This window comes from Caballeronia sp. LZ035 (assembly GCF_031451175.1).
Taxonomy (GTDB): Bacteria; Pseudomonadota; Gammaproteobacteria; order Burkholderiales; family Burkholderiaceae; genus Caballeronia.
Genome location: NZ_JARUXS010000001.1, coordinates 493,343 through 519,373 on the forward strand (window position 1 = coordinate 493,343; position 26,031 = coordinate 519,373).

Annotated in this window: 28 protein-coding genes; 20 read left to right on the forward strand and 8 right to left on the reverse strand. The window is 65.4% G+C overall.

All coding sequences use genetic code 11. From position 1 onward, the window contains the following. Window positions 1–15 precede the first annotated feature (15 nt). The 4 genes from QCE88_RS02350 to QCE88_RS02370 all read right to left on the reverse strand — a co-directional run bounded on the left by QCE88_RS02350 (window position 16) and on the right by QCE88_RS02370 (window position 2,470). Window positions 16–825 (reverse strand): type III pantothenate kinase, encoded by an 810-nt coding sequence (locus QCE88_RS02350; RefSeq protein ID WP_309898850.1) that lies wholly within the window; start codon window positions 823–825, stop codon window positions 16–18. Next, the gene (locus tag QCE88_RS02355; protein ID WP_309898852.1) at window positions 822–1,721 is read right to left on the reverse strand and encodes a biotin--[acetyl-CoA-carboxylase] ligase; all 900 of its coding nucleotides are present in this window, start codon (window positions 1,719–1,721) and stop codon (window positions 822–824) included. The genes QCE88_RS02350 and QCE88_RS02355 overlap by 4 nt, the downstream gene beginning before the upstream one ends. A gap of 283 nt (window positions 1,722–2,004) precedes the next feature. Further along, the gene (locus tag QCE88_RS02365) at window positions 2,005–2,289 is read right to left on the reverse strand and encodes a type II toxin-antitoxin system RelE/ParE family toxin (RefSeq protein ID WP_309898853.1); all 285 of its coding nucleotides are present in this window, start codon (window positions 2,287–2,289) and stop codon (window positions 2,005–2,007) included. Beyond that, window positions 2,279–2,470, reverse strand: a complete 192-nt coding sequence (locus QCE88_RS02370; RefSeq protein ID WP_309898855.1) for an antitoxin — start codon at window positions 2,468–2,470, stop codon at window positions 2,279–2,281. The genes QCE88_RS02365 and QCE88_RS02370 overlap by 11 nt, the downstream gene beginning before the upstream one ends. Window positions 2,471–2,652: 182 nt before the next feature. Between QCE88_RS02370 and QCE88_RS02375 the strand changes: the two genes are divergently transcribed. From QCE88_RS02375 to QCE88_RS02420, 10 genes are all read left to right on the forward strand, one after another. Further along, window positions 2,653–3,780 (forward strand): ABC transporter permease, encoded by a 1,128-nt coding sequence (locus QCE88_RS02375; protein WP_309898857.1) that lies wholly within the window; start codon window positions 2,653–2,655, stop codon window positions 3,778–3,780. Window positions 3,781–3,786: 6 nt separating this feature from the next. Continuing rightward, window positions 3,787–4,665 carry an ATP-binding cassette domain-containing protein gene (locus QCE88_RS02380; RefSeq protein ID WP_309898859.1) on the forward strand — a complete coding sequence of 293 codons (879 nt, stop codon included), beginning with the start codon at window positions 3,787–3,789 and terminating at the stop codon, window positions 4,663–4,665. Between the two features lie 54 nt (window positions 4,666–4,719). Continuing rightward, window positions 4,720–5,679 carry an MlaD family protein gene (locus tag QCE88_RS02385; protein WP_309898861.1) on the forward strand — a complete coding sequence of 320 codons (960 nt, stop codon included), beginning with the start codon at window positions 4,720–4,722 and terminating at the stop codon, window positions 5,677–5,679. A 13-nt stretch (window positions 5,680–5,692) separates the two neighbouring features. After that, the gene (locus QCE88_RS02390; protein WP_309898863.1) at window positions 5,693–6,331 is read left to right on the forward strand and encodes an ABC-type transport auxiliary lipoprotein family protein; all 639 of its coding nucleotides are present in this window, start codon (window positions 5,693–5,695) and stop codon (window positions 6,329–6,331) included. A 49-nt stretch (window positions 6,332–6,380) separates the two neighbouring features. Further along, on the forward strand, window positions 6,381–7,544 hold the full coding sequence (locus QCE88_RS02395; RefSeq protein ID WP_309898865.1) for a VanZ family protein: 1,164 nt from the start codon (window positions 6,381–6,383) through the stop codon (window positions 7,542–7,544). 77 nt (window positions 7,545–7,621) lie between these two features. Then, the gene (locus QCE88_RS02400) at window positions 7,622–7,951 is read left to right on the forward strand and encodes a (2Fe-2S) ferredoxin domain-containing protein (RefSeq protein ID WP_309830177.1); all 330 of its coding nucleotides are present in this window, start codon (window positions 7,622–7,624) and stop codon (window positions 7,949–7,951) included. Continuing rightward, window positions 7,948–8,574 (forward strand): alpha/beta hydrolase, encoded by a 627-nt coding sequence (locus QCE88_RS02405; protein ID WP_309898866.1) that lies wholly within the window; start codon window positions 7,948–7,950, stop codon window positions 8,572–8,574. The genes QCE88_RS02400 and QCE88_RS02405 overlap by 4 nt, the downstream gene beginning before the upstream one ends. Before the next feature lie 406 nt (window positions 8,575–8,980). Beyond that, entirely contained in the window at window positions 8,981–10,183 is a 1,203-nt protein-coding gene (locus QCE88_RS02410; RefSeq protein WP_309898868.1) for a D-alanyl-D-alanine carboxypeptidase family protein, read from the forward strand. 27 nt (window positions 10,184–10,210) lie between these two features. Beyond that, window positions 10,211–11,122 carry a D-amino acid aminotransferase gene (locus QCE88_RS02415; protein WP_309898870.1) on the forward strand — a complete coding sequence of 304 codons (912 nt, stop codon included), beginning with the start codon at window positions 10,211–10,213 and terminating at the stop codon, window positions 11,120–11,122. An 11-nt stretch (window positions 11,123–11,133) separates the two neighbouring features. Then, entirely contained in the window at window positions 11,134–11,457 is a 324-nt protein-coding gene (locus QCE88_RS02420) for a DUF493 family protein (protein WP_309898872.1), read from the forward strand. Here the strand turns inward: QCE88_RS02420 and QCE88_RS02425 are convergent. Further along, entirely contained in the window at window positions 11,441–12,394 is a 954-nt protein-coding gene (locus tag QCE88_RS02425) for a transcriptional regulator GcvA (RefSeq protein ID WP_309898873.1), read from the reverse strand. The two genes, QCE88_RS02420 and QCE88_RS02425, sit on opposite strands and share 17 nt — an antisense overlap. A 123-nt stretch (window positions 12,395–12,517) precedes the next feature. Between QCE88_RS02425 and QCE88_RS02430 the strand changes: the two genes are divergently transcribed. The 6 genes from QCE88_RS02430 (at window position 12,518) to QCE88_RS02455 (ending at window position 19,871) form a co-directional block, all read left to right on the forward strand. Beyond that, a complete protein-coding gene (locus QCE88_RS02430) occupies window positions 12,518–12,844 on the forward strand; it encodes a DUF2917 domain-containing protein (RefSeq protein WP_309898875.1) in 327 nt (108 codons plus the stop codon). An 89-nt stretch (window positions 12,845–12,933) separates the two neighbouring features. Beyond that, window positions 12,934–13,725 carry a lipoyl(octanoyl) transferase LipB gene (gene lipB, locus QCE88_RS02435; RefSeq protein WP_309898877.1) on the forward strand — a complete coding sequence of 264 codons (792 nt, stop codon included), beginning with the start codon at window positions 12,934–12,936 and terminating at the stop codon, window positions 13,723–13,725. Beyond that, complete coding sequence (gene lipA / locus QCE88_RS02440) at window positions 13,722–14,723, forward strand: lipoyl synthase (protein WP_309898879.1); 1,002 nt, start codon at window positions 13,722–13,724, stop codon at window positions 14,721–14,723. The genes lipB and lipA overlap by 4 nt, the downstream gene beginning before the upstream one ends. A 475-nt stretch (window positions 14,724–15,198) precedes the next feature. Then, complete coding sequence (locus QCE88_RS02445; RefSeq protein WP_309830193.1) at window positions 15,199–16,488, forward strand: dicarboxylate/amino acid:cation symporter; 1,290 nt, start codon at window positions 15,199–15,201, stop codon at window positions 16,486–16,488. Window positions 16,489–16,523: 35 nt separating this feature from the next. Further along, window positions 16,524–18,506 carry an ATP-binding protein gene (locus tag QCE88_RS02450; protein ID WP_409018026.1) on the forward strand — a complete coding sequence of 661 codons (1,983 nt, stop codon included), beginning with the start codon at window positions 16,524–16,526 and terminating at the stop codon, window positions 18,504–18,506. Between the two features lie 30 nt (window positions 18,507–18,536). After that, window positions 18,537–19,871: a sigma-54 dependent transcriptional regulator gene (locus QCE88_RS02455; protein WP_309898883.1), complete on the forward strand. Its 1,335-nt coding sequence runs from the start codon at window positions 18,537–18,539 to the stop codon at window positions 19,869–19,871. Between the two features lie 63 nt (window positions 19,872–19,934). On the opposite strand, the gene QCE88_RS02460 is transcribed toward QCE88_RS02455, so the two are convergent. Beyond that, window positions 19,935–20,471, reverse strand: a complete 537-nt coding sequence (locus QCE88_RS02460) for a TlpA disulfide reductase family protein (RefSeq protein ID WP_309898885.1) — start codon at window positions 20,469–20,471, stop codon at window positions 19,935–19,937. A 55-nt stretch (window positions 20,472–20,526) separates the two neighbouring features. Between QCE88_RS02460 and QCE88_RS02465 the strand changes: the two genes are divergently transcribed. Beyond that, entirely contained in the window at window positions 20,527–21,243 is a 717-nt protein-coding gene (locus QCE88_RS02465) for a hypothetical protein (protein WP_309898887.1), read from the forward strand. A 377-nt stretch (window positions 21,244–21,620) separates the two neighbouring features. Here the strand turns inward: QCE88_RS02465 and QCE88_RS02470 are convergent, their stop codons facing one another. Next, a complete protein-coding gene (locus QCE88_RS02470) occupies window positions 21,621–23,165 on the reverse strand; it encodes a YifB family Mg chelatase-like AAA ATPase (RefSeq protein WP_309898888.1) in 1,545 nt (514 codons plus the stop codon). A gap of 94 nt (window positions 23,166–23,259) precedes the next feature. Beyond that, window positions 23,260–23,535 (reverse strand): accessory factor UbiK family protein, encoded by a 276-nt coding sequence (locus tag QCE88_RS02475; protein ID WP_309898890.1) that lies wholly within the window; start codon window positions 23,533–23,535, stop codon window positions 23,260–23,262. Between the two features lie 292 nt (window positions 23,536–23,827). Here QCE88_RS02475 and QCE88_RS02480 point away from each other — a divergent pair, with 292 nt between their 5' ends. Genes QCE88_RS02480 through QCE88_RS02490 form a run of 3 tightly spaced genes read left to right on the forward strand, consistent with a single transcriptional unit; the run spans window position 23,828 to window position 25,816 of the window. After that, window positions 23,828–23,983 carry a hypothetical protein gene (locus QCE88_RS02480; protein ID WP_309898892.1) on the forward strand — a complete coding sequence of 52 codons (156 nt, stop codon included), beginning with the start codon at window positions 23,828–23,830 and terminating at the stop codon, window positions 23,981–23,983. After that, window positions 23,980–24,318: a P-II family nitrogen regulator gene (locus tag QCE88_RS02485; protein WP_014190273.1), complete on the forward strand. Its 339-nt coding sequence runs from the start codon at window positions 23,980–23,982 to the stop codon at window positions 24,316–24,318. Before QCE88_RS02480 ends, QCE88_RS02485 begins: the two co-directional genes overlap by 4 nt. 31 nt (window positions 24,319–24,349) lie before the next feature. Next, entirely contained in the window at window positions 24,350–25,816 is a 1,467-nt protein-coding gene (locus QCE88_RS02490) for an ammonium transporter (protein WP_309898894.1), read from the forward strand. The last annotated feature ends 215 nt before the right edge of the window (window positions 25,817–26,031 follow it).

Consider the following 26,031-nt stretch of genomic DNA (forward strand, 5'->3'; position numbering starts at 1 on the left):
CGTCGAATCAGCGAATCAGGATGAATGGGGTGCAGCGGCGTCGCGCGCGATGAGCGCGAGACCGGACAGCACGAGTGAGTCGTGGTGCGTGCAGGGCACGTCGAGCGCGTCCGCGATTTCGTGCGCCGCGCCGCCGCCGAGCACGAGGCGCACTTCGGCGTGCCAGTCTGCTTTCAGGTCGCGCCAGGCACGTTCGATCAGGCTCGCCTGCGCCAGCCGGCAGCCGGACGAAAGCGCGGCCGCCGTGTCCGTGGCGAACTGGCTGCGGGTCCGGTCCAGCGCGGCGCGTGCGGCAGCGGCATCGAGTGTGGGCAATTGCGCCGTGTGGCTGCCGAGCGATTCCATCATCAGTGACCAGCCCGGCGCGATCAGCCCGCCGGTGAACAGGCCGTCGGCGCGCAGGGCTTCGAGCGTCGTCGCGGTGCCGAAGGTCGCAACCAGCAAATGCTCGCCCGGATAGGCGGCTCTCGCGGCGATCAGGCCGCACCAGCGGTCGCTGCCGAGCCGCGATGGTTCGGTGTAGCCGTTGCGCACGCCGCATTGCTCGGCCTGCGCCTTGACGACGGTGCGCGGAACGGTGGGCCAGCGCGCGTCGATCAGGCGCTGGATGCGGTTCTGCACCGGCACGCCGGCGACGTTGGAAATCCAGACACCCGATGGCGCGGCGAGCGCGGACCAGGCGTCGAGCGCGGCGTCATCGGCGGCGGTGGAATGATGCGCGTGCTCGAATGCGCCGGTGGCGAGCGGCGCGCCGTCCGACCCGACGAGCGACCACTTGATGCGACTGTTGCCGGCATCGATCAGCAGGACCGGCGCATCGCTCACGGACGCTCCCTCGCGAGCCGCAGCGTGAGTTCGCCGGTCGTGACGGTGCGCGGACCTTCGGGCGCGTCGATCAGCAACTGGCCGCGTTCGTCGACGCCCGATGCAATGCCGCGCGTCACTTCCAGACCCTGGTCGAGCAGCGCGACTTCGCGGCCGGCCCAGGCGTGCGCGTCGAGCCAGCGTTGCCGGAACGGCCGGAAGCCTTCGGCCTCGAAGCGCGGCAGCGCGGTGTCGAGCGCGTTGAGCAGGGCCGCGAGCGTCTCGGTCAGGTTCGCGTCGGGCCATGCGCGCGCGAGGGCCGCCGGCGCGGCGCCGGGCGTGGACGACGATGCGGACGCCGAAGACGACCGGTTCGCATCTTCGACCTGTGTGGCGAGTTGTTCGGCGCCGTGCAGGTTCACGCCGATGCCGATCACGACGGCCGTGGCGCCGGGCGTGTTCCACGCGGTTTCGATCAGGATGCCCGCGAGCTTGCCGTCGTCGAGCAGGACGTCGTTGGGCCACTTCAGCGCAGGCCGCGCGGACGGTGAGAGCGGCAGGCGCGAAAGCGCGTCGAGCACGGCGGTGCCGATCGCGAGACTCAACCCGGAAAGCCCTTCGACCGGCCGCTTCAGCACGCAGCCCACCGACATCAGCAGTGCGTTACCCGGTTCGGCGAGCCACGCACGGCCGCGCCGCCCGCGTCCGGCGGTCTGCGAATACGCGACGCGCGCGCAGGGCGCCGGTGTGCTGTCGCGCGGCAGGGCGCGCAGTTGCGTCATCAGGTCGGCGTTCGTCGAGCCGGTTTCGTCGACGATATCGATGGTCCAGTCGCGGGCGGGACGCTCGGCGAGCGTCGCAAGCCGTGTGAGGTCGATGCGCCACGGCGCGTCAGGGGCGAAGGGAGTCGGGTTCATGCTGGCTATTGTAGCCGTGCGCCGAGCGACGCCACGCCTGTGAACGCTTATACGAAAGCGATGTGCAGTGTCTTGCCGCAGGCCGCCGCGTACTTTCGGAGGGTGGCGATGGAAAGCGAATGTGTTTCGCTGACGAGCAAGCTTTCGAGGCCCGCTACCGCCCACCCGGTCATGCCCATACATTCCCCGATCTGCGCTTGATTGAGACCGGCTTCCCGGCGGCCTTGCAGGAGAGCGTCGCGGACCTCATACCCAGCGTTCGAGACTTGATTCGTAAAGGCAGTCAAATTTCGTTCTCGCTGGGATAGCGGATTCGGGCATGTAGCACGTTCAGCACGGTGACGCGGTCGCTGACCCGATAAATCACGAGGTAATTCGGGTGAACGACCATTTCACGTGTGTTGGGAACGCGTCCACGGCGATAAATGAAAGGATTCTCAGCCAAGGTCATGACACTTTCCCTGATCGATTCAACCAGGCTTTCAGCCGCCGGCGGGTCACGCTCTTCGATGTATTCGTAGATTTCCTTCAGCTGCCTACGTGCGCGCGGCCTCCACTCAACGAGCATGCCGAGCCCTGCGCCGTGCGGCGATCAATGCGTCCATTTCCGCGAACACCTCGTCGTGGGGAATGGATGGTACAGGGTCTGAAAGCGAAGCCTCAACCTCCTCGCGAAACCATTTTTGGTAGCGTTCGGCGTCCTCGAAGGACTCGAATTCGGAAATACGCGGATCCAGTTTTCCGTCCATGTGATATGCCCTCGAATTGATGAAGTCATCATAGCGCGACGCCTCAAGCGCATGACAAGCCGAAAAATCCCAGTTTCACGCGCAGCGCCCATCGTGCCCGCAACCCCCATCCCGCTTCCCCAAACCAACCTTCGCTACAATGTCCCTTCACCCTTAACCGCGTCTTACCGCGCCATCGATCCTTGGACTTCGACACGCCGCCGCGCCTGAGAGTGGAAGCCGGTCAGCAGGGCAAGGTGGTCCGGCTCTCGGGTCAGTGGACCGCGCTCGCGCTCGCCCGCGACCGGGCCAAGAGCGGCGTCACGCGGCGGCTGCGGGCCATCGGGCGGGAGGCGATCGGCGAATGGGACCTGCTGGCCATCGACCGTCTGGATCACGTCGGCGGCCAGGCGCTCTGGCGCATCTGGGGCCGCAAGATGCCCGCCGCCATCGAGCTGTCCGACACCCAGCGTGAAATCTTCGAGCGCGTCGCGCTGCTCGACGCCGAGCGCGAGGAGCCCGAGCCCGTCGATCGCATCGATCCCGTCACGCGGCTCGGCCAGCTGATCTTCACGTTCTTCGACCACCTCCACGGCGGCCTCGCGCTGTTCGGCGGCTTCATGCTGGACCTGGTCGGTCTCGTGCGCCGTCCGCGCCGTATCCCGTGGACCGAAATCTCCGCCAACATCTATAGCGCCGGCGCCCAGGCGCTGCCGATCACCGCGCTCGTCGCGTTCCTGATCGGCATCGTGCTGAGCTATCTTTCCGCGCAGCAGCTGCGCGCGTTCGGCGCGAACCAGTACATCGTCAATATCCTCGGCCTCTCGGTGATCCGCGAACTCGGGCCGGTGCTCTCGGCCATTCTGGTCGCCGGCCGTTCGGGCTCCGCGATCACCGCGCAGATCGGCGTGATGCGCGTCACCGAGGAGCTCGACGCCATGCAGGTCATGGGCATCCCGCATGGCCTGCGGCTCGTGCTGCCGCGCGTGATCGCGCTGGGCGTCGCGATGCCGCTGCTCGTCATGTGGACCAACATCGTCGCGCTGATGGGCGGCGCGCTCGCTGCCAAGCTCGTGCTGTCCATCGACATGAATTTTTTCGTCCGCTCGCTGCCCTCGGTCGTGCCGATCGCCAATCTGTGGATCGGGCTCGGCAAGGGCGTCGTGTTCGGCATGCTGATTGCGCTGACCGCGTGTCATTTCGGCTTCCGCATCAAGGCGAATTCGCAGAGTCTCGGCGAAGGCACGACCACGTCGGTGGTGTCGTCGATCACCGTGGTGATCCTCGCCGACGCCGTGTTCGCCATCCTGTTCCAGAACGTGGGGCTGTAGACGCACATGTCCACGACGCTCGCCACCGCCGTCCGCCATCAGCCGCCGCCCGTCATCGCGGAGCCGGTGATCGAAGTGCGCGACGTGACCAAGCGCTACGGCCGCACGGTCATTCACGAACATCTGGACCTCGATGTGCGGCGCGGCGAGATCGTCGCGCTGCTGGGCGGCTCGGGCTCGGGCAAGACCACGCTCGTGCGGCAGATGCTCGGGCTCGAAGCGCCGACTTCGGGCAGCATCCATGTGCTCGGCGAGGAATGGGCGCGCATGGACGAGGACACCGCCAAGATGCTGCGCACGCGCTCCGGCATGATGTTCCAGCAGGGCGCGCTGTTCTCGTCGCTGACGGTGTACGACAACATCGCGCAGCCGTTCCGCGAGCTCGGCAAGATTCCCGAAGACCTGATCCGCGAATTCGTGATGCTCAAGCTGGAGATGGTCGGGCTGTCGTGCAAGCACGCGACCAAGATGCCTTCGGCGCTGTCGGGCGGCATGGTCAAGCGCGTGGGCATTGCGCGCGCGATCGCGCTCGAGCCGGAACTGCTGTTTCTCGACGAACCCACGGCCGGCCTGGATCCGAAGGCCTCGGACGAGTTCGTCGATTTGATCGCCACGCTGCATCGCGCGCTGGGCCTGACCGTCGTGCTGGTCACGCACGATCTCGATACGATGGTGGCGCTGTCCACCCGCGTCGCCGTGCTGGCCGACAAGCATGTGCTCGTCGCGGCGCCGGTGGAGGAGGCCTGCGCGGTGGATCATCCGTTCATCCGCGAGTATTTTCTCGGGCGGCGCGGGCGCCGCGCGCTGCAGGCGCTGCCGCCGGAGCGCCGCGCGAAGCTGCCCGCGGCGGCGCTCGAGGACGCGCCGATCACCGTCAACAAGTAGCCGCATCACGCATGGACGAAGCCGGCGCCGCCGCGAAGTCAAAGGAACCTGCCGATGGAAAACAAATCACATGCGTTCTGGACCGGGCTGTTCACGATCGCCCTCGTGCTGGCCATTGCGTTCGCCGTGTTCTTCTTCAACGTGGACCGTACGGTGCGCGTGCCGTACGACCTGATCGCGCGCACCAACGTGACCGGCCTCTACACGGATGCCTCGGTGCGCTATCGCGGGCTGGGCGTGGGCAAGGTGCAGTCGATCAGCTTCGACCGAGCCCATCCGGGGCAGATCCGCATCCGCATTCTCGTCGACCAGAACGCGCCGATGACGCACTCGACCTTCGCCACGCTCGGCTTCCAGGGCGTGACGGGCATCGCCTTCGTGCAGCTGGACGACACCGGCAAGGACACGAGCCCGCTGGCGTCGTCGGCGCAGCACATTGCCGAAGTGCCGATGCATCCCGGTCTGTTCGAGCAGTTGCAGCAGCGCGGCGACGTCATTCTGAAGCGCTTCGAGCGCCTTTCCGAAGACGCCGACAAGTTCCTGTCCGATGACGTCCGCAATCAGTTGATGGCGACCACGAAGAGCCTGCAGGGCGCGGCGGACGGCATCGCGACGCTCGCAAGCCAGGTGCAGCCGGCGACGGCGGAACTGCCCAAGACGCTCAAGCAGCTCGACACGACGCTCGCCTCGACCAATCAGCTGGTGCAGAACCTGAATCGCCCGGACGGTCCGCTCGTCACGAATCTGAACAAGGCGGGCAAGGCCGCCGAGGACGCCAGCGCTTCGCTTGCCGACATGAACGAATCGCTGCGCTTCGTGACGGCGCGAGTGGGATTCGAGGCCTTGCCGCGCTTCTATTCGTTCAGCGACGACGTGAGCGCCGCCGCGCGTTCGGTGGACCGCGCCGCCGATGCCTTCAGCACCAATCCGCGCAGCGTGCTGTTCGGCGCGCCGAAGCAGGCCCCGGGACCGGGCGAAGCGGGTTTCTCGTGGCCCGCGCAGCCCGCGCATTGAGTGAGAGAACGACATGCCAAACATCGACATGAAGACCGCCTGGGGGGCTCGCCTGATTCCTGGCGCGTGCGCGTGCGTCGCGCTGCTGGCAGGCTGCGCCTCGACGCCGGACGCGATGCCGAATGCCCGCTATGACCTGGGCGCGTTGCGGGTCGAGAATGCGTCGGCGGGGGCGTTGCCGCTGCCGCCGGTCAAGGTGCTGGCCGTGGCCGCGCCGCGCAATCTCGAAACGGACGCGTTCGCCTATCGCCTGAGTTACGTCGATGCACAGCGTATCGCGACCTACTCCGACAGCCACTGGACGATGCCGCCGGCTCGCCTGCTGACGCAGCGCCTGCGCGATGCGCTCGCGGCGCGCGGTCCGATCCTGTCGGGCGCCGATCCGGTGCGCGCCGCGCCGTTGCTCGAAGTCGAGCTGACCCGCTTCGAACAGGACTTCGATGCGCCCGAGCAGAGCCGCGGCGTCATCGACGTGCGCGCGACGCTCACGCAGCAGGGCCGCGTGGTGGGCCAGCGCAGCTTCAGCGCCAGCGTGCCCGCGCGCAGCGCGAATGCGGCGGGCGGCGCACAGGCGCTGGCGGCCGCCTCGGACGATGTGATCGCGCAGGTCTCCGCGTGGCTCGCCGCACAACCGCTCGCCGCCGCGCGATGACGCGCTGCTGTCCTTTCATCCGCCCTGCACGGAGGCATCCGGGCGGCTCATGACGATCAAGCAATGGCAGCGCCGCCCGTCGGCGTTTTCCCGGCAGGCGCTCGCCGCATATGCGGCGCTCGTCGTGTATGGCTCGCTGTATCCGTTCACCGGCTGGCGCTCGCTCGGCCTGAGTCCGTTCGCTTATCTCACCGATCCGCTGCCGCAATACCTGACGGTCTTCGACGTCGTCACCAACGTGCTCGGCTATATGCCGCTCGGCGCGTTGATCGTGCTTGCGCTCTATCCGCGCTGGCGCGGCACGCTCGCGGTGGGCGCGGCGCTGGCGGGCGGCACGCTGCTGTCGGGCGCGATGGAAGCGATTCAGACCTATCTGCCGACGCGCGTCGCCTCGAACCTCGATCTCGCGGCCAACGCGTTCGGCGCGCTGCTCGGCGGCGTGCTGGTCGCGCCCGCCACGAGCGCGCTGCTCGATCGTGGCTTGTTGCGGCGCATCCGCTTCACCTGGTTCGAGCGCGACGCGGCGTATGTGATCGGACTGACGGCGCTGTGGCCGTTCGCGGCGATGTTCCCGGCGCCCTATCTGTTCGGCGGCGGCGATCTGCCGCGCGTGCTGTGGGACACGCTCGACCCGGCGATGCAGGATGCGATCCTCGCGTGGACGCCCGTCGCCTGGGACGTGGAGAGCTGGCCGGACCGGCTCGGCGCGCTGCTGCCCGACGACGCATGGGAGGCGCTCATCACGTCGAGCAGCCTGTTCGGCGCGCTCGTGCTGGCGACGCTCCTGACGCGCACCCGCGCGCCGCGCATGCGCCTGATGCTGGGTCTCGTCGCGCTGACGCTGTTCGCGAAGGCGGGCGCGACCTTCCTGCAATCGCGCGCCGGACTCACCTTCGACTGGGCCACCGACGGCGCGCTCGAAGGCGTCGCCATCGCGATGCTGGCGGCACTGCTCTCGGTGTCGCTGCCGCGCGGCCTGCGCGCGGCGCTTGCGGGGGCGGCGCTGCTGGTGTCGCTCGCGCTCGTGAACCTGCTGCCGGTGAACCCGTACTTCGACATCGTCCTCGCCGACTGGCGACAGGGCCGCTACGTGCACTTCAACGGACTGGCGCACTGGCTGTCGTGGGTATGGCCGTACGCGGCGCTCGGGTGGCTCGCGTCGGCGGCGGAGCACGCGTGGCTTGCGCGGCGGCGCGCGCAGCGGGCGCGCTGAGCCTGGCCGAGTGCGGCCCGGAGCGGGCACGAACATCGCTGGCTATAATCGGCCGATACTCTCAGCGTGCCAGACTCATGGATTCCTTCTACAAGTATCACGTGTTCTTCTGCCTGAACCAGCGCGAACCGGGCGCCGCGCGGCCGAGCTGCGCCAACTGCAACGCGCAGTCCATGCAGGAATATGCCAAGAAGCGCGTCAAGAAACTGGGCCTCGCGGGCGAAGGCCAGGTGCGCATCAACAAGGCGGGCTGCCTCGACCGCTGCGAACTCGGCCCCGTCGTGGTCGTGTATCCGGAGGGCACGTGGTACACGTATGTCGATGAAACCGATATCGACGAAATCGTGGATTCGCATCTGGCCAATGGCAAGATCGTCGAACGCCTGCTGATCGATCAACCCGCATGAACGCGCAAACCGAGAAGTTCCTGATCGACGGGCCGGTCGGCAAGATCGAATGCGCGCTCGACCAGCCGGACACGTCGCCGCGCGGCATCGCGCTGGTCGCCCATCCGCATCCGCTGTTCGGCGGCACCATGGACAACAAGGTCGCACAGACGCTCGCGCGCACCTTCGTGCAACTCGGCTACACCACCTACCGTTCGAACTTTCGCGGCGTCGGGCAAACCGGCGGCGAGCATGACAACGGCATCGGCGAACAGGATGATCTGCTCGCGCTGATCGACCACATGCGCGCGCAGCCCGGCCAGTCGGACGTGCCGATCGTGCTCGCGGGCTTTTCCTTCGGCACCTTCGTGCTGTCGCATGTGGCGAAGCGTCTGCTCGAAGCGGGCAAGCCCATCGAGCGCATGGTGCTGGTCGGCACGGCGGCGAGCCGCTGGGAAGTGGCGCCGGTGCCGGAGAGCACGCTCGTGATCCACGGCGAAGTGGACGACACCGTGCCCATCCAGTCGGTCTATGACTGGGCGCGGCCGCAGGAACTGCCGGTGGTCGTGATCCCTGGCGGCGAGCACTTCTTCCATCGCAAGCTGCATATCCTCAAGCGCGTGATCGTCGACGCCTGGCGTTGATCGTCCTTCCCTGCGATGCACCCGCGCGCCCTGCCGCGCAGCGCTCGCTTCTCTCGAAAAACGCCGAAGCCGCCTCGGAAAAACGTTAAAACGCGCGGCAAGCACGCAGATTCGAAGGAAGACGCAAGCAGCCCGCGCGTATAATGGCGCAGAATTTTTTCGCTGTTCCCGGCCGTGCGACGCCTTCCGGCGCGCGTCGCGGCCTTCGGGAACACCGGCTTCCGAGAACCGATTTCGCTTCCGTCTGTCGAACGAGCGCTTTTTGCCGCAGCGCCGCTGCCATGGCCGCTGTGATGGCAAAAAGCCCGACCAACAGCGACGGTCTGCCTGTTCAACCCGTGCTTCGCCGATCATCCGATCCCCGATCGCCATTCGTCGCAGCCTGCTTTTTCCGCCGATCGATCCTATGCGCTTTGTCCCTCCCGGCCTGTCTCTTCCGTCTGTCTCCGTTGCCACGAAAGCCGCGCTCGTCCTGCCCGCCGTGCTGGCTGCGGCGAGCGCCTACGCGCAAGTCCCGCCGCCCGATGTGACGGCGAACTCGTGGGTGCTCGTCGATGCCACCAGCAATCAGGTGCTCGCGTCCGGCAATCCCGACGAACGTGTCGAGCCCGCTTCGCTCACCAAGCTGATGACCGCCTACCTCGTCTTCGACGCGCTCAAGGCGAAGAAGATCAACATGGACCAGACCGTCATGCCGAGCGAGGCCGTGCGCCGCGTGAAGACCGACGAGTCGCGCATGTTCATCGAGGCAAACAAGCCGGTCACCGTGCACGATCTCGTGTACGGCATGATCGTGCAGTCGGGCAATGACGCGGCCATCGCGCTGGCGGAACTGGTCGGCGGCAGCGAAAGCAACTTCGTGCAGCTGATGAACGCCACGGCGAAGCGCATCGGCATGGCGCACACCAACTATGCCGACGTGAACGGCATGCCCGACCCGCAGCACTACACGACCGCCGGCGACCTCGCCGTGCTGTCCGCGCGCCTGATCCGCGACTTCCCCGAGTACTACGGCATCTTCTCGGTGAAGGACTTCACCTACAACAAGATCAAGCAGCCGAACCGCAACCGCCTGCTGTGGATCGATCCGACGGTCGACGGCCTGAAGACCGGCCACACGAAGGCTGCCGGCTATTGCCTGATCGCCTCGGCGAAGCGTCCGCTGACGGGCGTTCCCGACGCGAGCCGCCGTCTGGTGTCCGTGATGATGGGCGAGCCGAAAGAGCACAACCGGGTGCAGGACAGCCTGAAGATGCTGAACTACGGCTACACCGCGTATGACGCGCTGCGCCTGTACAAGGCGGATCAGGTGATCGCGTCGCCGCGCGTCTACAAGGGTTCGGCCAACAACGTGCAGGCCGGTGTGACGACGGATCAGTACATCACCGTGCCCAAGGGCCTCGGCGACAAGGTCAAGCCGACCGTCACGCAGGATCAGCTGATCGTCGCGCCGATCAAGAAGGGCCAGCAGATCGGTTCGGTCAAGATGATGGCGGACGGCAAGGAAGTCGCGCAGTTCCCGCTGGTCGCGCTGCAGGACGTGCCGGAAGCCGGCATGGTCGGCCGTCTGTGGGATTCGGCGCTGTTGTGGTGGCAGAAGCGCAAGTAAAGCCGGGACTAATGAGGAGCGGTGTCGATGAGCCAGTCTGAGGATTTCGATCCCACGGTGTATCTGAACGGCGAATGGGGTCCGCTTTCCGAAGCGCGCATTCCCGTGCTCGACCGGGGCTTCATCTTCGGCGACGGCGTCTATGAAGTCGTGCCGCTCTACGCGCAGGCCGAAGGTCCGCGCCTGCCGTTCCGGTTGAGGCAGCATCTCGCGCGGCTCGAGCGCAGCCTCGGCAAGATTCGCATCGGCAATCCGTTCGACGAAGCCGGCTGGCGTGTTTTGATCGACCGCGCGGTTGCCGAGAATCCGGGCGAGGGCGATGCGCTCGTCTATATCCAGGTGACACGCGGCGTCGCGAAGCGGCGCGGCCATGCGTTTCCGGCGGGCATCACGCCGACCGTGTTCGTCATGCTCGGCAAGCTCGTCTTCCCGAGCGCGGCGGAACGCGCGCAAGGCGCCGTGGCCGTGACCGCCGAGGACAAGCGCTGGCTGCATTGCGACATCAAGTCGACTTCGCTGCTCGGCAACGTGCTGATGGCGCAACACGCGGCCGAACACGATGCGCTGGAGACCATCCAGTTGCGCGACGGGCTGCTGACCGAAGGCTCGTCGTCGAACGTGTGGATCGTGAAGCAAGGTGTGCTGCTGGGCGCGCCACGCGGGCCGCGCATTCTGGAAGGCATTCGGTATAGCCTGATCGAGACGCTGGCGAAGGATGCCGGAATTGCCTTCGAGGAACGCGACATCAGCGAAGCCGAACTGCGTTCCGCCGATGAAATCATGATCAGCTCCGCGACCAAGGAAGTGATGCCGGTCACGACACTGGACGGAGCGCGGGTCGGCGACGGCCGTCCCGGTCCGGTCTATGCTGCGTTGTACGAGGCCTATCAGCGGGCCAAGGCGCGCGAATTCGCCGACGAGGCGCCGCGCGCGAAGTGAAGGAGAACATCATGTCCGATACGAAACCAGACTCGAAGCCTCAAGCCACCGATCCCACCGACGCCGCCGCGCACAGCGCCGACGAACTGTTCGACTTCCCGTGCGATTTCCCGATCAAGGTGATGGGCAAGTCGCATCCGGAGTTCCAGGACACGATCGTCGGCGTGCTGAAGCAGTTCGACCAGGACTTCGATGCCTCGCGCGTCGAGACCCGGCCGTCGTCGGGCGGCAATTACACGGGCCTCACCTGCACGGTGAAGGCGCAGAATCGCGCCCATCTCGACGACATCTATCGCGCGCTGACCGGCCATCCGATGGTCAAGATAGTGCTTTGAGCGTGCCGGCGGGGGCGTCGCAGACGGCGGGCGTGCGCTCGTAGAGCTGCCTGAACTGCTCGGCCTCGTCGAACACCCAGTTCCTGAATGCCTGCACCCGCGCCGTCTCGAGCAGCGCGGGTGGGCACACGAAGAAATACTTCCACGGGCTCGGGCCGTCCACGTTGAACAGGCGCACGAGCCGTCCCGCGAGAATCTCCTGCATCGACAGCGAGCGGCGCACGAGTGCAATGCCCTGGCCGTCGATGGCCGCCTGCAGCAAATTCGACGAATCCTCATACAGCACGCCGCGTTTCGGTTCCGCGAGGTCGGTCAGTCCGGCCGCGTCGAACCAGGGCCGCCACAGTTCCTCGTCCGAGCGCAGCAGCGGCAGGTTCGCCAGATCGGCCGGCACGCGCGGCAGGTCGCCGCCGCGAAAGTTCGGCGAGCACGCCGGAAAGAACACCTCGTCCAGCAGTTCCTCCGTGTGAACGCCCGCGTACTTGCCGTAGCCGAAGCGGATCGCCACATCCACGTCGTCGCGGTTGAAGTCGGTGAGCGCGTTCGTCGACAGCAGTTCGAGGTCGATCTCCGGATGCTTCTCGATGAAGCGGCCCACGCGCGGCGTCAGCCAGCGCGCCGCGAACGACGACAGCATCGACACGATCAGGCGCCGGTCGCGGTCGCCGGAACGGATGCGGCGCGTGGATTCCGCCAGCGCGAGCAGCGCCGCGCGCACCTCCGTGGCGTACTGCCGGCCGCGATCCGTGAGCCGCACGCGCTTGCCGTCGCGGGCAAACAGCGGCACGCCGAGCTCGGACTCCAGCGCGCGAATCTGATGACTGACGGCGCCATGCGTGACGAAAAGCTCGTCGGCGGCGCGGGAAAAGCTTTCATGACGCGCCGCGGCCTCGAAGGCGCGCAACGCGTTCAACGCGGGAAGCTGTCGCAGGTCCATATGCAGGGTCGCCGGGTGCGTTGTCAAATTGGCTCACATAGCGGTGAAAATAGATCGTTTTGCCTGATGCCTTGCCACGCCTAGGATTGTAGTCATCGAAACGTTCCTTTGGCGGAGTCGGTCATGCGAGAAATTTCAACAAGCGTCACCTTCGAGATCAAGCCGGGCGAAACCGTGCCGATGCGCATTGCCCGCGGCACGCGACTCGCGGTGCAGGGCAACGCGGTCTGGGCGACGCGCAGCAACGACATCGACGACTACTGGCTCGAACCCGGCGACAGCCTCAAGCTGCGCGAACGCGAGCGGCTCTGGCTGTCGGTGGAAGGCGAACAGCCGGCGTATGTCGTCTTCACGATCGTCCCTCGTTGCGACGAACGCGCGATCCAGTGGTTCTCGGCAGGCATCGAACGACTCGCGCAGCGTTTCCGCGCCGGCTGGAGAACCGTCTGAAGCCTTCGGCAACTATTCGGTTTTGTCATCGCAAGCATGCGAATTCACCATCGGCGGGCATGATCCACTTTCGGTAAACTACCGGGATCATGTCCGCCACACCGCTCGCCCTCCCACAAGACACAGCCGACACGTCCGACACCGCCCTCGAGGCCGGTGAATGGCCGGTCACGCTGCGCTGGCTGGGGCTCGAATCCTACGATCACAGCTTCGACGCGATGCGCGCGTTCACCGACGCCCGCACCCCCGACACGCCTGACGAAATCTGGCTCGTCGAGCATCCGCCGGTGTTCACGCTCGGTCTGGCTGGCAATCCCGCTCACTTGCTGCTCGCCGACAGCGGCATTCCGCTCGTCAAAGTGGATCGCGGCGGACAGATCACGTATCACGGGCCGGGACAGGTGGTGGCCTATCTGCTGATCGATCTGCGCCGGCGCAAGCTGATGGTGCGCGAGCTGGTGCGGCGCATCGAGGAAGCCGTGATCGAAACGCTCGCGACGTATAATCTCGCGACCGACCGCAAGGCCGGCGCGCCCGGCATCTACGTGGCGCAGCCCTCCGGACGTCCGGAGGCGCAGGGCGCGAACGTTCGTCTGCGCGAGCTACACGCACTGCATGCGGGCGCGAAGATCGCCGCGCTCGGACTCAAGATTCGCAACGGCTGCAGCTACCACGGCGTGAGCCTGAATGTGAACATGGACCTGCAGCCCTTTCTCGCGATCAACCCGTGCGGCTACGCGGGGCTCGAAACGGTCGACATGGCGACGCTCGGCGTCGCGGCCGACTGGCGCGACGTAGCCTTCACGCTGGCCGAACGGCTGGCGCATCAAATCGGCGGCGTCCCCGCATCAGCCGCTGCAATAACCGGATCGACCGAATGACTGACGCAACCGCAAACCTGGCCGGCGACACCGCCGCTGCTTCGGCCTCTCCCGCGCCCTACGACGCCACCGCGAAGCAGAAGGCGCAGGCCAAGACCTCGCGCATTCCGATCAAGGTCATCCCGATCGAAAAGCTCAAGAAGCCGGAATGGATCCGCGTGCGCACGGCGACCGGCAATTCGCGCTTCAACGAGATCAAGCAGATCTTGCGCGAGCACAACCTGCATACGGTATGCGAGGAAGCGAGCTGCCCGAACATCGGCGAATGCTTCGGCAAGGGCACCGCGACGTTCATGATCATGGGCGACAAGTGCACGCGCCGCTGCCCGTTCTGCGACGTGGGCCACGGCCGCCCGGATCCGCTCGATCCCGATGAGCCGATAAACCTCGCCCGCACCATCGGCGCGCTGAAGCTGAAGTACGTGGTGATCACGTCGGTGGATCGCGATGACCTGCGCGATGGCGGCGCGGCGCACTTCGTCGAATGTATCCGGCAGGTGCGGGAGCAGTCGCCGGACACGCGCATCGAGATTCTCACGCCGGACTTCCGTGGCCGCCTGGATCGCGCGATCAACATCCTGACCGCCGCGCCGCCCGACGTCATGAACCACAACCTCGAAACGGTGCCGCGTCTGTACAAGGAAGCGCGTCCGGGTTCGGACTATCACCATTCGCTCAAGCTGCTGAAGGACTTCAAGGCGCTGCATCCGGAAGTGGCGACGAAGTCGGGCCTGATGGTCGGACTCGGCGAAATGGAAGACGAAATCCTCCAGGTGATGCGTGACCTGCGCGCGCACGACGTAGACATGCTGACGATCGGTCAGTATCTGCAACCGTCCGAACATCACTTGCCGGTGCGCGCGTACGTGCATCCGGATACGTTCAAGATGTACGAGGAAGAGGCCTACAAGATGGGCTTCACGCATGCGGCGGTGGGCGCGATGGTGCGGTCGAGCTATCACGCGGATGTGCAGGCGCATGGAGCGGGCGTGGTTTAAGGCTGTTTCTGCGCCTGGTGAGAAACCCATGGGAGACCGTGGGTTTTTTGTTTGTGCAGCGGCTGTTGGAAGCAACGAAGGCGAAAGCAGCGCGGAACGGCATTTGACCGCTCAGTCCTGTCCGGATCGCCGGACGCCTTTATTCCGGATTTCCGGAATCTCGGATTTAAAAAGCGCTGACTGAAAAAATGATTCATAAAAATCAGTAGGTTACGCAGAAATCAACGCTGGCACTCCCCTTGCAATAAGAAAGCCACGGCCCATGAGCCGCCCATAAAAGTCAAGGAGACAAGCCGATGACCCCTCTCGCATCCCGACGTCCCTGAATCCGCCGACGAAGCGGCTAAACGCTTACGCGGCGCGATTCACCGGGCGCATCCTCGAAGCTTCACTGCGCACGGACGAATCCTCCCGCACGTCAACGCTCGCCGCTGGCTGACTTCCCGCCAACTGCTGGTTATTGCCAGGAAACATCGTGAAAAAACCTCTCCATAAAATCCTGTACGTGCAGGTGATCGTGGCCATCATCATCGGCATCGCGCTCGGGCACTTCTATCCCGCGCTCGCCACCGACATGAAGCCGCTCGGTGACGCGTTCATCAAGCTCATCAAGATGGTGATCGGTCCGATCATCTTCTGTACCGTCGTGACCGGCATCGCCGGCATGGAAGACATGAAGAAGGTGGGACGCGTCGGCGGCAAGGCGCTGCTGTACTTCGAGATCGTCTCGACCTTCGCGCTGATTCTGGGCCTCGCCGCGACGCACATCCTGCGTCCGGGCGTCGGCTTCAACGTCGACCCGGCCACGCTCGACCACAAGGCCGTCGATTCCTTCGCGACCAAGGCGCACGGCCAGAGCACCGTCGACTTCTTCATGCACATCATCCCGGACACGCTGGTCTCGGCGTTCTCGCAAGGTGAAATCCTGCAGATCCTGCTGATCGCGCTGCTGTTCGGCGCGGTGCTCACGCACGTCGGCGAGCGCGGCAAGGTGGTGACGAACTTCATCGAAGGTCTGTCGAGCATCCTGTTCGGCATGGTCGGCATCATCACGAAGCTCGCGCCGATCGGTGCGTTCGGCGCGATGGCGTTCACCATCGGCAAGTACGGCATTGGCTCGCTGCTGCCGATGCTCAAGCTCATCGGCACCTTCTATCTCACCTCGATCATCTTCGTGGTCTTCGTGCTCGGCGCCATTGCCCGCATGGTCGGCTTCAACATCCTGAAGTTCGTCGCGTACATCAAGGAAGAGATGCTGATCGTGCTCGGCACGTCGTCGTCGGAAGCCGCGCTGCCGCAACTGATGCTGAAGCTCGAAAAGCTCGGCTGCTCGCGTTCGGTCGTGGGTCTCGTCGTGCCGACCGGCTACTCGTTCAACCTCGACGGCACCAACATCTACATGACGATGGCCGTGCTGTTCATCGCCCAGGCGACCAACACGGATCTCTCGTGGGGCCAGCAGTTGACGCTGCTCGCGGTGACCATGCTGACCTCGAAGGGCGCGAGCGGCGTGACCGGCGCGGGCTTCATCACGCTGGCGGCGACGCTGGCCGTCGTGCCGACCATTCCCCTCGCGGGCATGGTGCTGATTCTCGGCATCGACCGCTTCATGTCGGAGTGCCGCGCGCTGACGAACATCGTCGGCAACGGCGTGGCGACGGTGGTCGTATCGGCGTGGGAAAAGGAACTCGACCGCAGCAAGTTGAAAGCGGCCTTGTCCCGTGATGTCGACGTGACCGACGTCGAAGAAGCGAAGTCGGTCTAAGCCTGCCCAGGCGCCTTCCTCCGCACGACGTGATCATGCAAGCGGCGAAGCCTCACTCCACGAGCGCTTCGCCGCAGTCGTCTGCGGGTCCGGAACTCGCGGGCGCCTATGCCACAATGGTTGATCCTCTTTCGCGGGACTCAGCCCACGTGACGCGCCGCATCCTCGTGTTCTTCGTGCTCTTCGCGGCGCTGATGGCGTGTTGCGCGCTCACGTGGCAGGTGGCCTGGCAACGCGGCATCGACGAATTGCGGCTCAATGCGGCCGCGCGCGTCGATCGCACCACCAACACGCTCAAGAGCACGCTCGACCGCTACGAATACCTGCCGTACCTGCTGTCGCGGCATCCGGTCGTGCAGGACGTGCTCGATCATCCCGATGCGGCGCGCGTCGAACGGGCCGACCGCTATCTCGAAGACCTCAATGCGCGCGCGCACGCCACCGTCACCTATCTGATCCGCGCCAACGGCATCTGCGTGGCCGCCAGCAACTGGAACGGCGCGGACAGTTTCGTCGGCGTGGACTACAACTTCCGGCCGTATTTCATCGATGCGGTCAAAGGCGGTGTCGGCCGCTTCTTCGGCATCGGCACCATCTCGACCGAACCCGGCTACTACATCTCGCAGCCGGTGTATCGCGAAGGCACGAAGGAGTTCATCGGCGTCGTGGTCGTGAAGCTCAATCTGGAGTGGCTGCAAGGAGCGGATGCAGCGGAGCCGCTCATCGTCACCGATGACCACGGCGTGATCTTTCTCTCGTCGGTGCCGGGCTGGAAGTACCACACGGTGCGGCCACTGCCGCAGAACATCGAGGCGTCGGTGTACGCGACGCGCCAGTACGCGCAGCAGGCCATCACGCCCCTGCCGCTCAGCATCGTCAAGACGCTCGCGGGCGGCGCGCAGATCGTGCGCGTGGGCGGCGGCCGCAATGCGCCGGCGTTTCTCGCGACCCATCGTTCGATCGGCGAGCCCGACTGGCAGCTCATCACGATGGCCGCGCTCGATCCCGTCGAAAGCGCCGCGCAGAACGCCGTGATCGTCACCGCGCTCGTGTTCGTTTCGCTGTGCCTGCTCGCGTTCTACTGGCGCATGCGGCGCGCGCGCGTGCGCGAGATGATCCGCAGCCGCGGACTGCTGCAGACCGCTTATGCCGAGCTGAACCAGCGCGTCGCGGAACGCACGGTGGACCTTTCGGAGGCGAACGCGCAACTGACGAAGGAAGTGGCCGAGCGCACACGTGCCGAACAGGACCTGCGCGCCGCTCATGACGAACTGATCCAGGCGAGCAAGCTCGCCGCGCTCGGCCAGATGGCGGCGGGCATCACGCATGAACTGAATCAGCCGCTCGCCGCATTGCGCAGCTTTTCCGACAACACCCGCGTGCTGATCGAGCGGGGCGAGCATGTGGCTGCGCACGAGAATCTCGAAGCGATCGCCGCGCTGACGGAACGCATGGGCAACATCACGAACCAGCTCAAGCTGTTCGTCACCAAGGCGCGGCCGAAAAACGCGCGCGCCGACGTGGCGCGCGCGCTGCGCAACGTGTTCTCGATGCTGCGTCCGCGCATGAAGCACGTCACGGTCGACATCGCACCGGAACTCGACGGCGACAGCCCGCCGCTGTTCGTGCGCTGCGAGGACCTGCGGCTGGAGCAGGTGCTGATCAATCTGGTCGGCAACGCGCTGGACGCGGTGGCGTCGTGCGACCGGCCGCGCATCGTCATCGAGCTTGCCGTGCGCGCCGATACGATCGAACTCACGGTGCGCGACAATGGTCCCGGCATTCCCGCCGACGCATTGCCGCGCCTCTTCGAGCCGTTCTTCACCACCAAGGAAATGGGCCAGGGCCTGGGCCTCGGTCTCGCGATTTCATCGGCGATCGCGCGCGATTACAGCGGCACGCTGACCGCGCGCAATCGCGAGGCGCCGATCGTCGCGGACGGCCCCGAGGGCGGCACGCAGGCCGATGCCGATCATTCGCATGGCGCGGAGTTCGTGCTGACGCTGCGGCGCGCCTGAGTGTTGCGCAACTTCTAGCTGGAGCAAGACATGACCACCGGTTTGCAGGTGATCTTCATCGAAGACGACGAACTCGTGCGGCGCGCCAGCGTGCAGAGTCTGCAACTCGCCGGCTTCGACGTGACCGGGCACGGCAGCGTCGAGGCTGCGGAGCGGATGATCGTCGCGAACTTTCCTGGCGTGATCGTCAGCGACATCCGTCTGCCGGGCGCGAGCGGTCTCGACCTGCTCGCGCAGTGCCGCGAGCGCGCGCCGGAAGTGCCGGTGATTCTCGTCACCGGTCACGGCGATATCTCGATGGCCGTGCAGGCGATGCGCGACGGCGCCTACGATTTCATCGAGAAGCCGTTCGCCTCCGAGCGCCTGATCGAAGCGGTGCGCCGCGCGCTGGAGCGGCGTTCGCTGGTGCTCGAGAACCAGGCGCTGCGGCGCGAGCTGGCGGGGCAGAGCCGCATCATCGGGCGCAGTCCGGCGATCGGGCAGGTGCGCCAGCTGATCGCGAACATCGCGCCGACGGATGCGTCCGTGCTCATCAACGGCGATACCGGCGCAGGCAAGGAGCTGATCGCGCGGAGCCTGCACGAGATGTCGCCGCGTCGCGACAAGCCCTTCATCGCGGTGAATTGCGGCGCGTTGCCGGAGCAGATGTTCGAATCGGAGATGTTCGGCTACGAGGCCGGCGCGTTTACGGGCGCGCAGAAGCGGCGCATCGGCAGGCTGGAAGCTGCCTCGGGCGGCACGCTGTTTCTCGACGAAATCGAAAGCATGCCGCTCTCGTTGCAGGTGAAGCTGCTGCGCGTGCTGCAGGACGGCGTGCTGGAGCGGCTCGGTTCGAACCAGCCGGTGCGGGCGAACCTGCGCGTGATCGCGGCGGCGAAGGGCGACATGAACGAACTCGTCGCCGACGGCACGTTCCGCCGCGACTTGCTGTACCGGCTGAACGTCGTGACCATCACGCTGCCTCCGCTCAACGAACGGCGCGAGGACATCGTGCCGCTCTTCGAGCATTTCCTGCTCGATGCCGCCGTGCGCTACGAACGGCCCGCGCCGCTGATCACGGATCGCCGGCGCGCCGAACTGATGCAGCGCGACTGGCCTGGCAACGTGCGCGAGCTGCGCAACGCGGCGGACCGCATGGTGCTGGGGATTCTCGATGATGGCGGAGCGGCCGCGCTGGAACCGTCGACGCAATCGCTGAAGGAGCGCACCGAACTGTTCGAGCGCGCGGTGATTGCGGAAGCGCTGGAGCATTGCGGCGGCGTGGTCGCGGTCGCGGCGGACCGGCTGCAATTGGGCAAGGCAACGCTTTACGAGAAGATCAAGCGGTATGGGATCGTCGTGAAGGGGGAGGCGGCGGAGCGCTGAAATGAAAAACGCCCGCTGGAGTGACAGCGGGCGCTTCGGTTTCGGGTCAGGCAACGGCTGCGCTCAGGCCGAGCCAAGCGCCTCGTCGAGCAGCTGATCCAGTTCCGCGAAAGTCGGCTCGCCGACATAGCGCTTGAGGATCTTGCCGTTCTTGTCGATGACGAACGTCGTCGGCGTCAATTGCACGTTGCCGAACTGCTTGGCGACGCTGCCGTCGTCCATCGCCACCTTGAACGGCAGATTGCGCGTTTGCGCGTAATTGGTCACGTACATCGGCGCGTCGTAGTTCATCGCGACCGCGACGAATTCCAGTCCGCGTCCCTTGAACTTGTTGTACGTGTTGATCATGTCGGGCATTTCCTTCATGCAGGTCTCGCAGCTCGTCGCCCAGAAGTTGACGAGATAGACCTTGCCTTTCAGATCGCCCTGAGTGGACACCTTTTGCCCCGACAGCAGCGTGAAGGTCGCGTCCGGCACCTTCTGCTGGCCGCCGAAGGCGAAATAGCCGGTGCCGGCGATGACGCCCGCGACGAGCGCCATCGCGATATAGCGCAGCGGGCCTTTGGCGCGCGTGGAGGATTCTTGCGTGGCTTGGGACATGTGAACCTCGGATTGCCGGAAACGACGCTGGAGACACGCGCCGCCGCACAGGGAAGTGCTGCGTATTCTAGCGCCGTTTTCGGTATGGAGTCGTGACGCGCCGATAGGCCGGGAATCAGCGCGAGATAATGAAGGTTTTCACGCACGAGTCTTTCACGAGTCTTCCATGAAGCGAGTTTTCCCTCTGTCCGGCAGGTTTTCTCTTTCGAATTTCTGTCATACGAATCTCCTGGCTGGCCGAACGATGCGCGCCATGGTGTGCGCTTCTGTCGCATGCGGCGCCCTGCTGGCCTGCACGCCCGCCTACGACTGGCGCACCATCATGAACAACGATGATGGCTACGAAGTCACCCTGCCTGCGAAGCCTCGTTCGGAAGAGCGCAAGATCGAAATCGCCGGTCAGGCCATGACGATGCGCATGCAGACCGCCGAGGCCAACGATGCCGTGTTCGCGATCGGCACCGTGGTGCTGCCGAGTGCGGATCCCGCCCTGCAGCGCGCCGCGCTGGACTTTCTTCAGGCTGGACTGGCGCGCAACGTGAACGCCCGTCCGGCCACGCGCGATGCTCAGATCGATCTCGCCATGGGCGGACATGTGCCTGGAAGCGAGATCCAGGTTCAGGGCGAGAGTGGCGCGAAGCGCGAAGCGCGGACCATTTACGCGCGCTTCGTGGCGCGCGGCGCGCATGTCTATCAAATCGCGATTGTCGGGGACGAGATGCCGCCGGCAGAGCAATCAGATCAGTTCTTTTCCTCCTTCAAGCTGTTTTAGAGGGAACCTTCGAATTCAGCATCCACTGACATCGGAGGCGGCTTAGTTCCGCTTCCCGACTGAAAGTTCCGTCGCAGGTTTGGAAGCTAATCGACGGATTCATATGGGTTTTTTGGGCTATCCACAGTGTCTGTGGATAACTATGTGGAAAAGACTGAACGTTTACGCGCACATGCCCAATGCGTGCGGTTTACGTTACTTTGCCTGCGTTCGCGGCAAGTTAAATAATTCAATAAAATCAATGGTCTGTGCAAGGACGTGCTTGCAGGGATTTGATCGGACGAAAATCGGTCCCAGATCGCTCCAATGTGTATAAGTCAAGTCTTGACAAGCATGTTTCTGCCTCGGAGCGCCCGAACCAGAGCGTTTCAGCGTGATCAGGCCACTGAAAGCGCACGCCGGTATTGCACCGCCTCGGCCACATGTGCGGCGTCGGGCCGGTCGGCGCCGGCCAGATCGGCGATCGTCCGCACGACTTTCAATACGCGGTAGTACGCGCGCGCCGACCAGCCGAACCGCTCGCCGGCCGCGCGAAGCAGCGCTTCGCCGTCGGCATCGGGGCGGCAGCACTCGTCCGCTTCGCGGCCGCTCAGCTCACGATTGGTCTTTCCCTGGCGCTGCAACTGGATCTCGCGGGCTGCCGCCACGCGCGCCGCAACCACGGCGCTCGACTCGCCGCGCGCGGCCCCGCGTGCCGACAATTCGGCCGGCGACAGCGCAGGCAATTCAATCTGGATGTCGATGCGGTCCATCAACGGCCCCGACAGCTTGCGCAGATAGCGCGTGGCAACTTCTGGCGTGCAGCGGCAGCGTCCGCTCGGATCGCCCCGCCAGCCGCAGGGACACGGGTTCATGGCCGCGATCAGCTGGCACGCCGCAGGAAAGTCGGCTTGCTGGGCAGCGCGCGAGATGGTGATGTGCCCGACTTCGAGCGGTTCGCGCAGCGTTTCGAGCACCTTGCGATCGAACTCGGGGATTTCATCGAGGAACAGCACGCCAAGATGGGCAAGCGTGATCTCGCCCGGCTGCGGCGGATTGCGACCGCCGACCAGCGCGGCCGAGCTCGACGAATGATGCGGGGCGCGAAACGGCCGTTGTCGCCACTGCTCGGGCGCGAAGCCGATGGAGCTGGCCGAGAGAATCGCGGCGGAGGTGAGCGCTTCGTCGTCGCTCATCGGCGGCAGGAGGCCGGGCAGACGCGCGGCGAGCATCGATTTGCCCGCGCCCGGCGGTCCCACCATCAACAGATGATGTCCGCCGGCCGCGGCAACTTCGAGCGCACGGCGAGCGGCCGGGTGACCGATGACGTCGGCGAGGTCGGGACCGGGCGCTGCACGCTGTGCGAGCGACGGCGCCTGCACCGGACGCAGGCGCGCGCCGGGCACGCCGTTCAGATGGGCGCAGAGCGCGGGCAGGTCCGCGGCGCCGAACACTTCGATGCCCGGCACGAGCGCCGCTTCGGCCGCGCTCGCGAGCGGCACGTAGATTTCCGGCACGCGCTCGCCCCGCTCGTGTGCGCACGCATGCTGGCGCGCGGCGCCGCAGACCATGGCAAAGGCGCCGCGCATCGGACGCAGCGCGCCGGTGAGCGACAGTTCGCCTGCGAATTCGCGGGATTCGAGCGATTCCGCGGGAATCTGCCCGCTAGCGGCGAGAATGCCGAGTGCGATCGGCAGGTCGAAGCGGCCCGTTTCCTTCGGGAGATCGGCGGGCGCGAGATTGACGGTGATCCTGCGTACGGGAAACTCGAAGCCGCAGTTCTGCAGCGCGGCGCGCACGCGTTCGCGGCTTTCGCGGACTTCGAGATCGGGCAGGCCGACGATGGAGAATGACGGCAACCCGTTGGCGAGATGGACTTCGACGACGACTTCCGGCGCGCGCCCAGGAGCGGGCGCGCGGCTGCGTACCACGGCAAGCGACATGATTTCACCTGAAACGGCGCGGCACGCGCGCCGGCAACACAGCTGGGAACTGACGGCTCGCTGGCCGGAATACGCAGTAGAGGAGTGAGGGACCTCAGTCCTGCGCGGTACTCGCTCCGCTTCCGCCCGCGCCCCCGAGACGCTGTTCGAGCTGCGCGACGCGCTTCTCGAGTTCTTCCAGCCGCGCGCGCGTGCGCATCAGCACTTGCGTCTGCGTGTCGAATTCCTCGCGCGTCACGAGATCAAGCTTCGAAAAGCCCTGCGACAGCATGGCCTTCATGTTCCGTTCGACATCCTTGGCCGGCGAATTCTTGAAGAGATCGCTCATTTTCTGCTGCAGATCGTTGAAAACATCGTTGGGCTGTTTCATCGTTGCTCCCTTCTTTGCACAGAAATAGTGCATTCATTGTTAGGTCAGTGCCCCGAATAATCGAATGTTCGATTTTGGTGCGTGCGGGCTTCGCTGCCTGCACGCCTCGGCGCACCTTCAAGGCGCCGCGATTTTAGCGCCGCAGCGCCTCGCGTATCCCGCCCGTGCCCCTTTTTGCGGGACTTCGAGGCCACTCTAGCAATGAACCATCCTCGACGCCAGCAGGCGCGGCGCGCGCTGGCCGTTCGGCCGAGGCTTTCCCCATGCGTTTCTCAACATCGCGCAAACCCGCATGAACACTCGCATGGCATACGAGTTGCATAACTGGCGCGACCTTTTCGGCACGCTGCTCCCGGCGGCGTGGACCTGCGGACATGGCGGTCACACCCGGCGCATCCCGCTTCAGAAGGCAATGAAGGAACAGCACACCACCGCGAGGGATACATGAAGCTCATTACCGCAATCATCAAGCCGTTCAAGCTGGACGAGGCGCGCGAAGCGCTGTCGGCCATCGGCGTCTCGGGCATCACGGTGACCGAGGTGAAAGGCTTCGGCCGGCAGAAGGGACACACCGAGCTCTACCGTGGCGCGGAATACGTCGTCGACTTCCTGCCGAAAGTGAAGATCGAGGCCGCCGTGTCGGACGACATCGTCGATCAGGCAATCGAAGCTGTCGAACGCGCCGCGCGCACCGGCAAGATCGGCGACGGCAAGATCTTCGTCACCGCGATCGAACAAGTTATCCGCATCCGCACCGGCGAGACCGGCGCCGACGCGCTCTAAGAAGAAATTGGCGATAAGAGGAACCAGAAGAATGCGTAATTTTTTGATGTCACTGATGGTGGCTGGCGCGCTGATCGGCGCGAATGTCGGCACCGCTCTCGCCCAGGACGCGTCGGCTCCGGCCGCGGCCTCGGCGCCCGCGTCGTCGGACACCGCCGCCAGCGCACCGGCTTCCGCCAACACGGCGATGGCCTCGTCGGCTGAAGCAGCCGCTGCGGCTTCCGGCGCCTCGGACGCAGCGCCCGCCGCGCCGACCGAACCGTTCATGGTCGATTCGTCGAAGATCAGCTCGGGCGACACCGCGTGGATGCTGACTTCGGTGGCCCTCGTGCTGTTCATGACGATTCCGGGTCTCGCGCTGTTTTACGCCGGCATGGTCCGCAAGAAGAACGTGCTCGCGACCGTGATGCAGAGCTTCGCGATCTGCTGCCTGATCACGATCATCTGGACCGTGGTGGGCTACAGCATCGCGTTCACGCCGGGCGGCTCGTTCCTGGGCGGGTTCTCGCGCGTGTTCCTGCACGGCATGGCCTACATCAAGGGCGACAAGGCGACGACGCTCACCGTGAGCCACCTCGCCTCGACGATTCCGGAGTCGGTCTACTTCGCGTTCCAGCTGACCTTCGCGATCATCACGCCGGCGCTCATCACCGGTGCATTTGCCGACCGCATGAAGTTCTCGGCGATGCTCGTGTTCATGACGCTGTGGTCGCTGATCGTCTACTCGCCGATCGCCCACATGGTCTGGGAACCGACCGGCTGGCTCGCGTCGGCTGGCGTGCTCGACTTCGCCGGCGGCACCGTGGTTCACATCAACGCCGGTATCGCGGGCCTGATGTGCTGTCTGGTGCTCGGCAAGCGCGTCGGCTACGGCCGCGAAGTGATGGCGCCGCACAACCTGGTGCTGTCGCTGATCGGCGCATCGATGCTGTGGGTGGGCTGGTTCGGCTTCAACGCGGGTTCGGCGGTCGCGGCTGACGGCCGTGCCGGCTTCGCGATGCTCACGACGCAGATCGCGACCGCCTTCGCCGCGTTCGGCTGGATGTTCGCGGAGTGGCTCACCAAGGGCAAGCCGTCCGTGCTGGGCATCATCTCCGGCGCGGTTGCCGGCCTGGTGGCAGTGACGCCGGCGTCGGGCTTCGTCGGCGTGACGGGTGCGATCGTGATCGGCATCGTGGCGGGCGTGGTCTGCTTCTGGTCGGCCACCTGGCTCAAGCACAAGTTCAACTACGACGACTCGCTCGATGCGTTCGGCGTGCACGGCGTGGGCGGGATCATCGGCGCGCTGCTGACGGGCGTCTTCGCGGTGAAGGACATCGGCGGTTTCGACGGCAGCCTGCTCGTCCAGGCGAAGGGCGTGCTCGTCACGCTGATCTACAGCGGCGTCGTCACTTTCATCCTGCTGAAGGTCATCGACATGACGATGGGCCTGCGCGTCACCGAAGAACAGGAACGCGAGGGTCTCGACATCACGCTGCACGGCGAACACGTGGAGTAAGAACGAGGTTTGCCGGACGTCGCGAGAGGATGTCCGGCCAGCGCGAAGATATGAGCGCAGCGACTTTGCCCGCCCCTCCAGGCGGGCATTTTTTTTCGTTTTTCTGTTTGGCGGGCGCGTCGGGGTTTCGTCCATGGGGGTGGGGCGGAGTCGCCCGAAAGGCCGGCGCATCAAGCCCGGGAAACCTTGCCAATTGCCGGTTCATCCCCAATTAG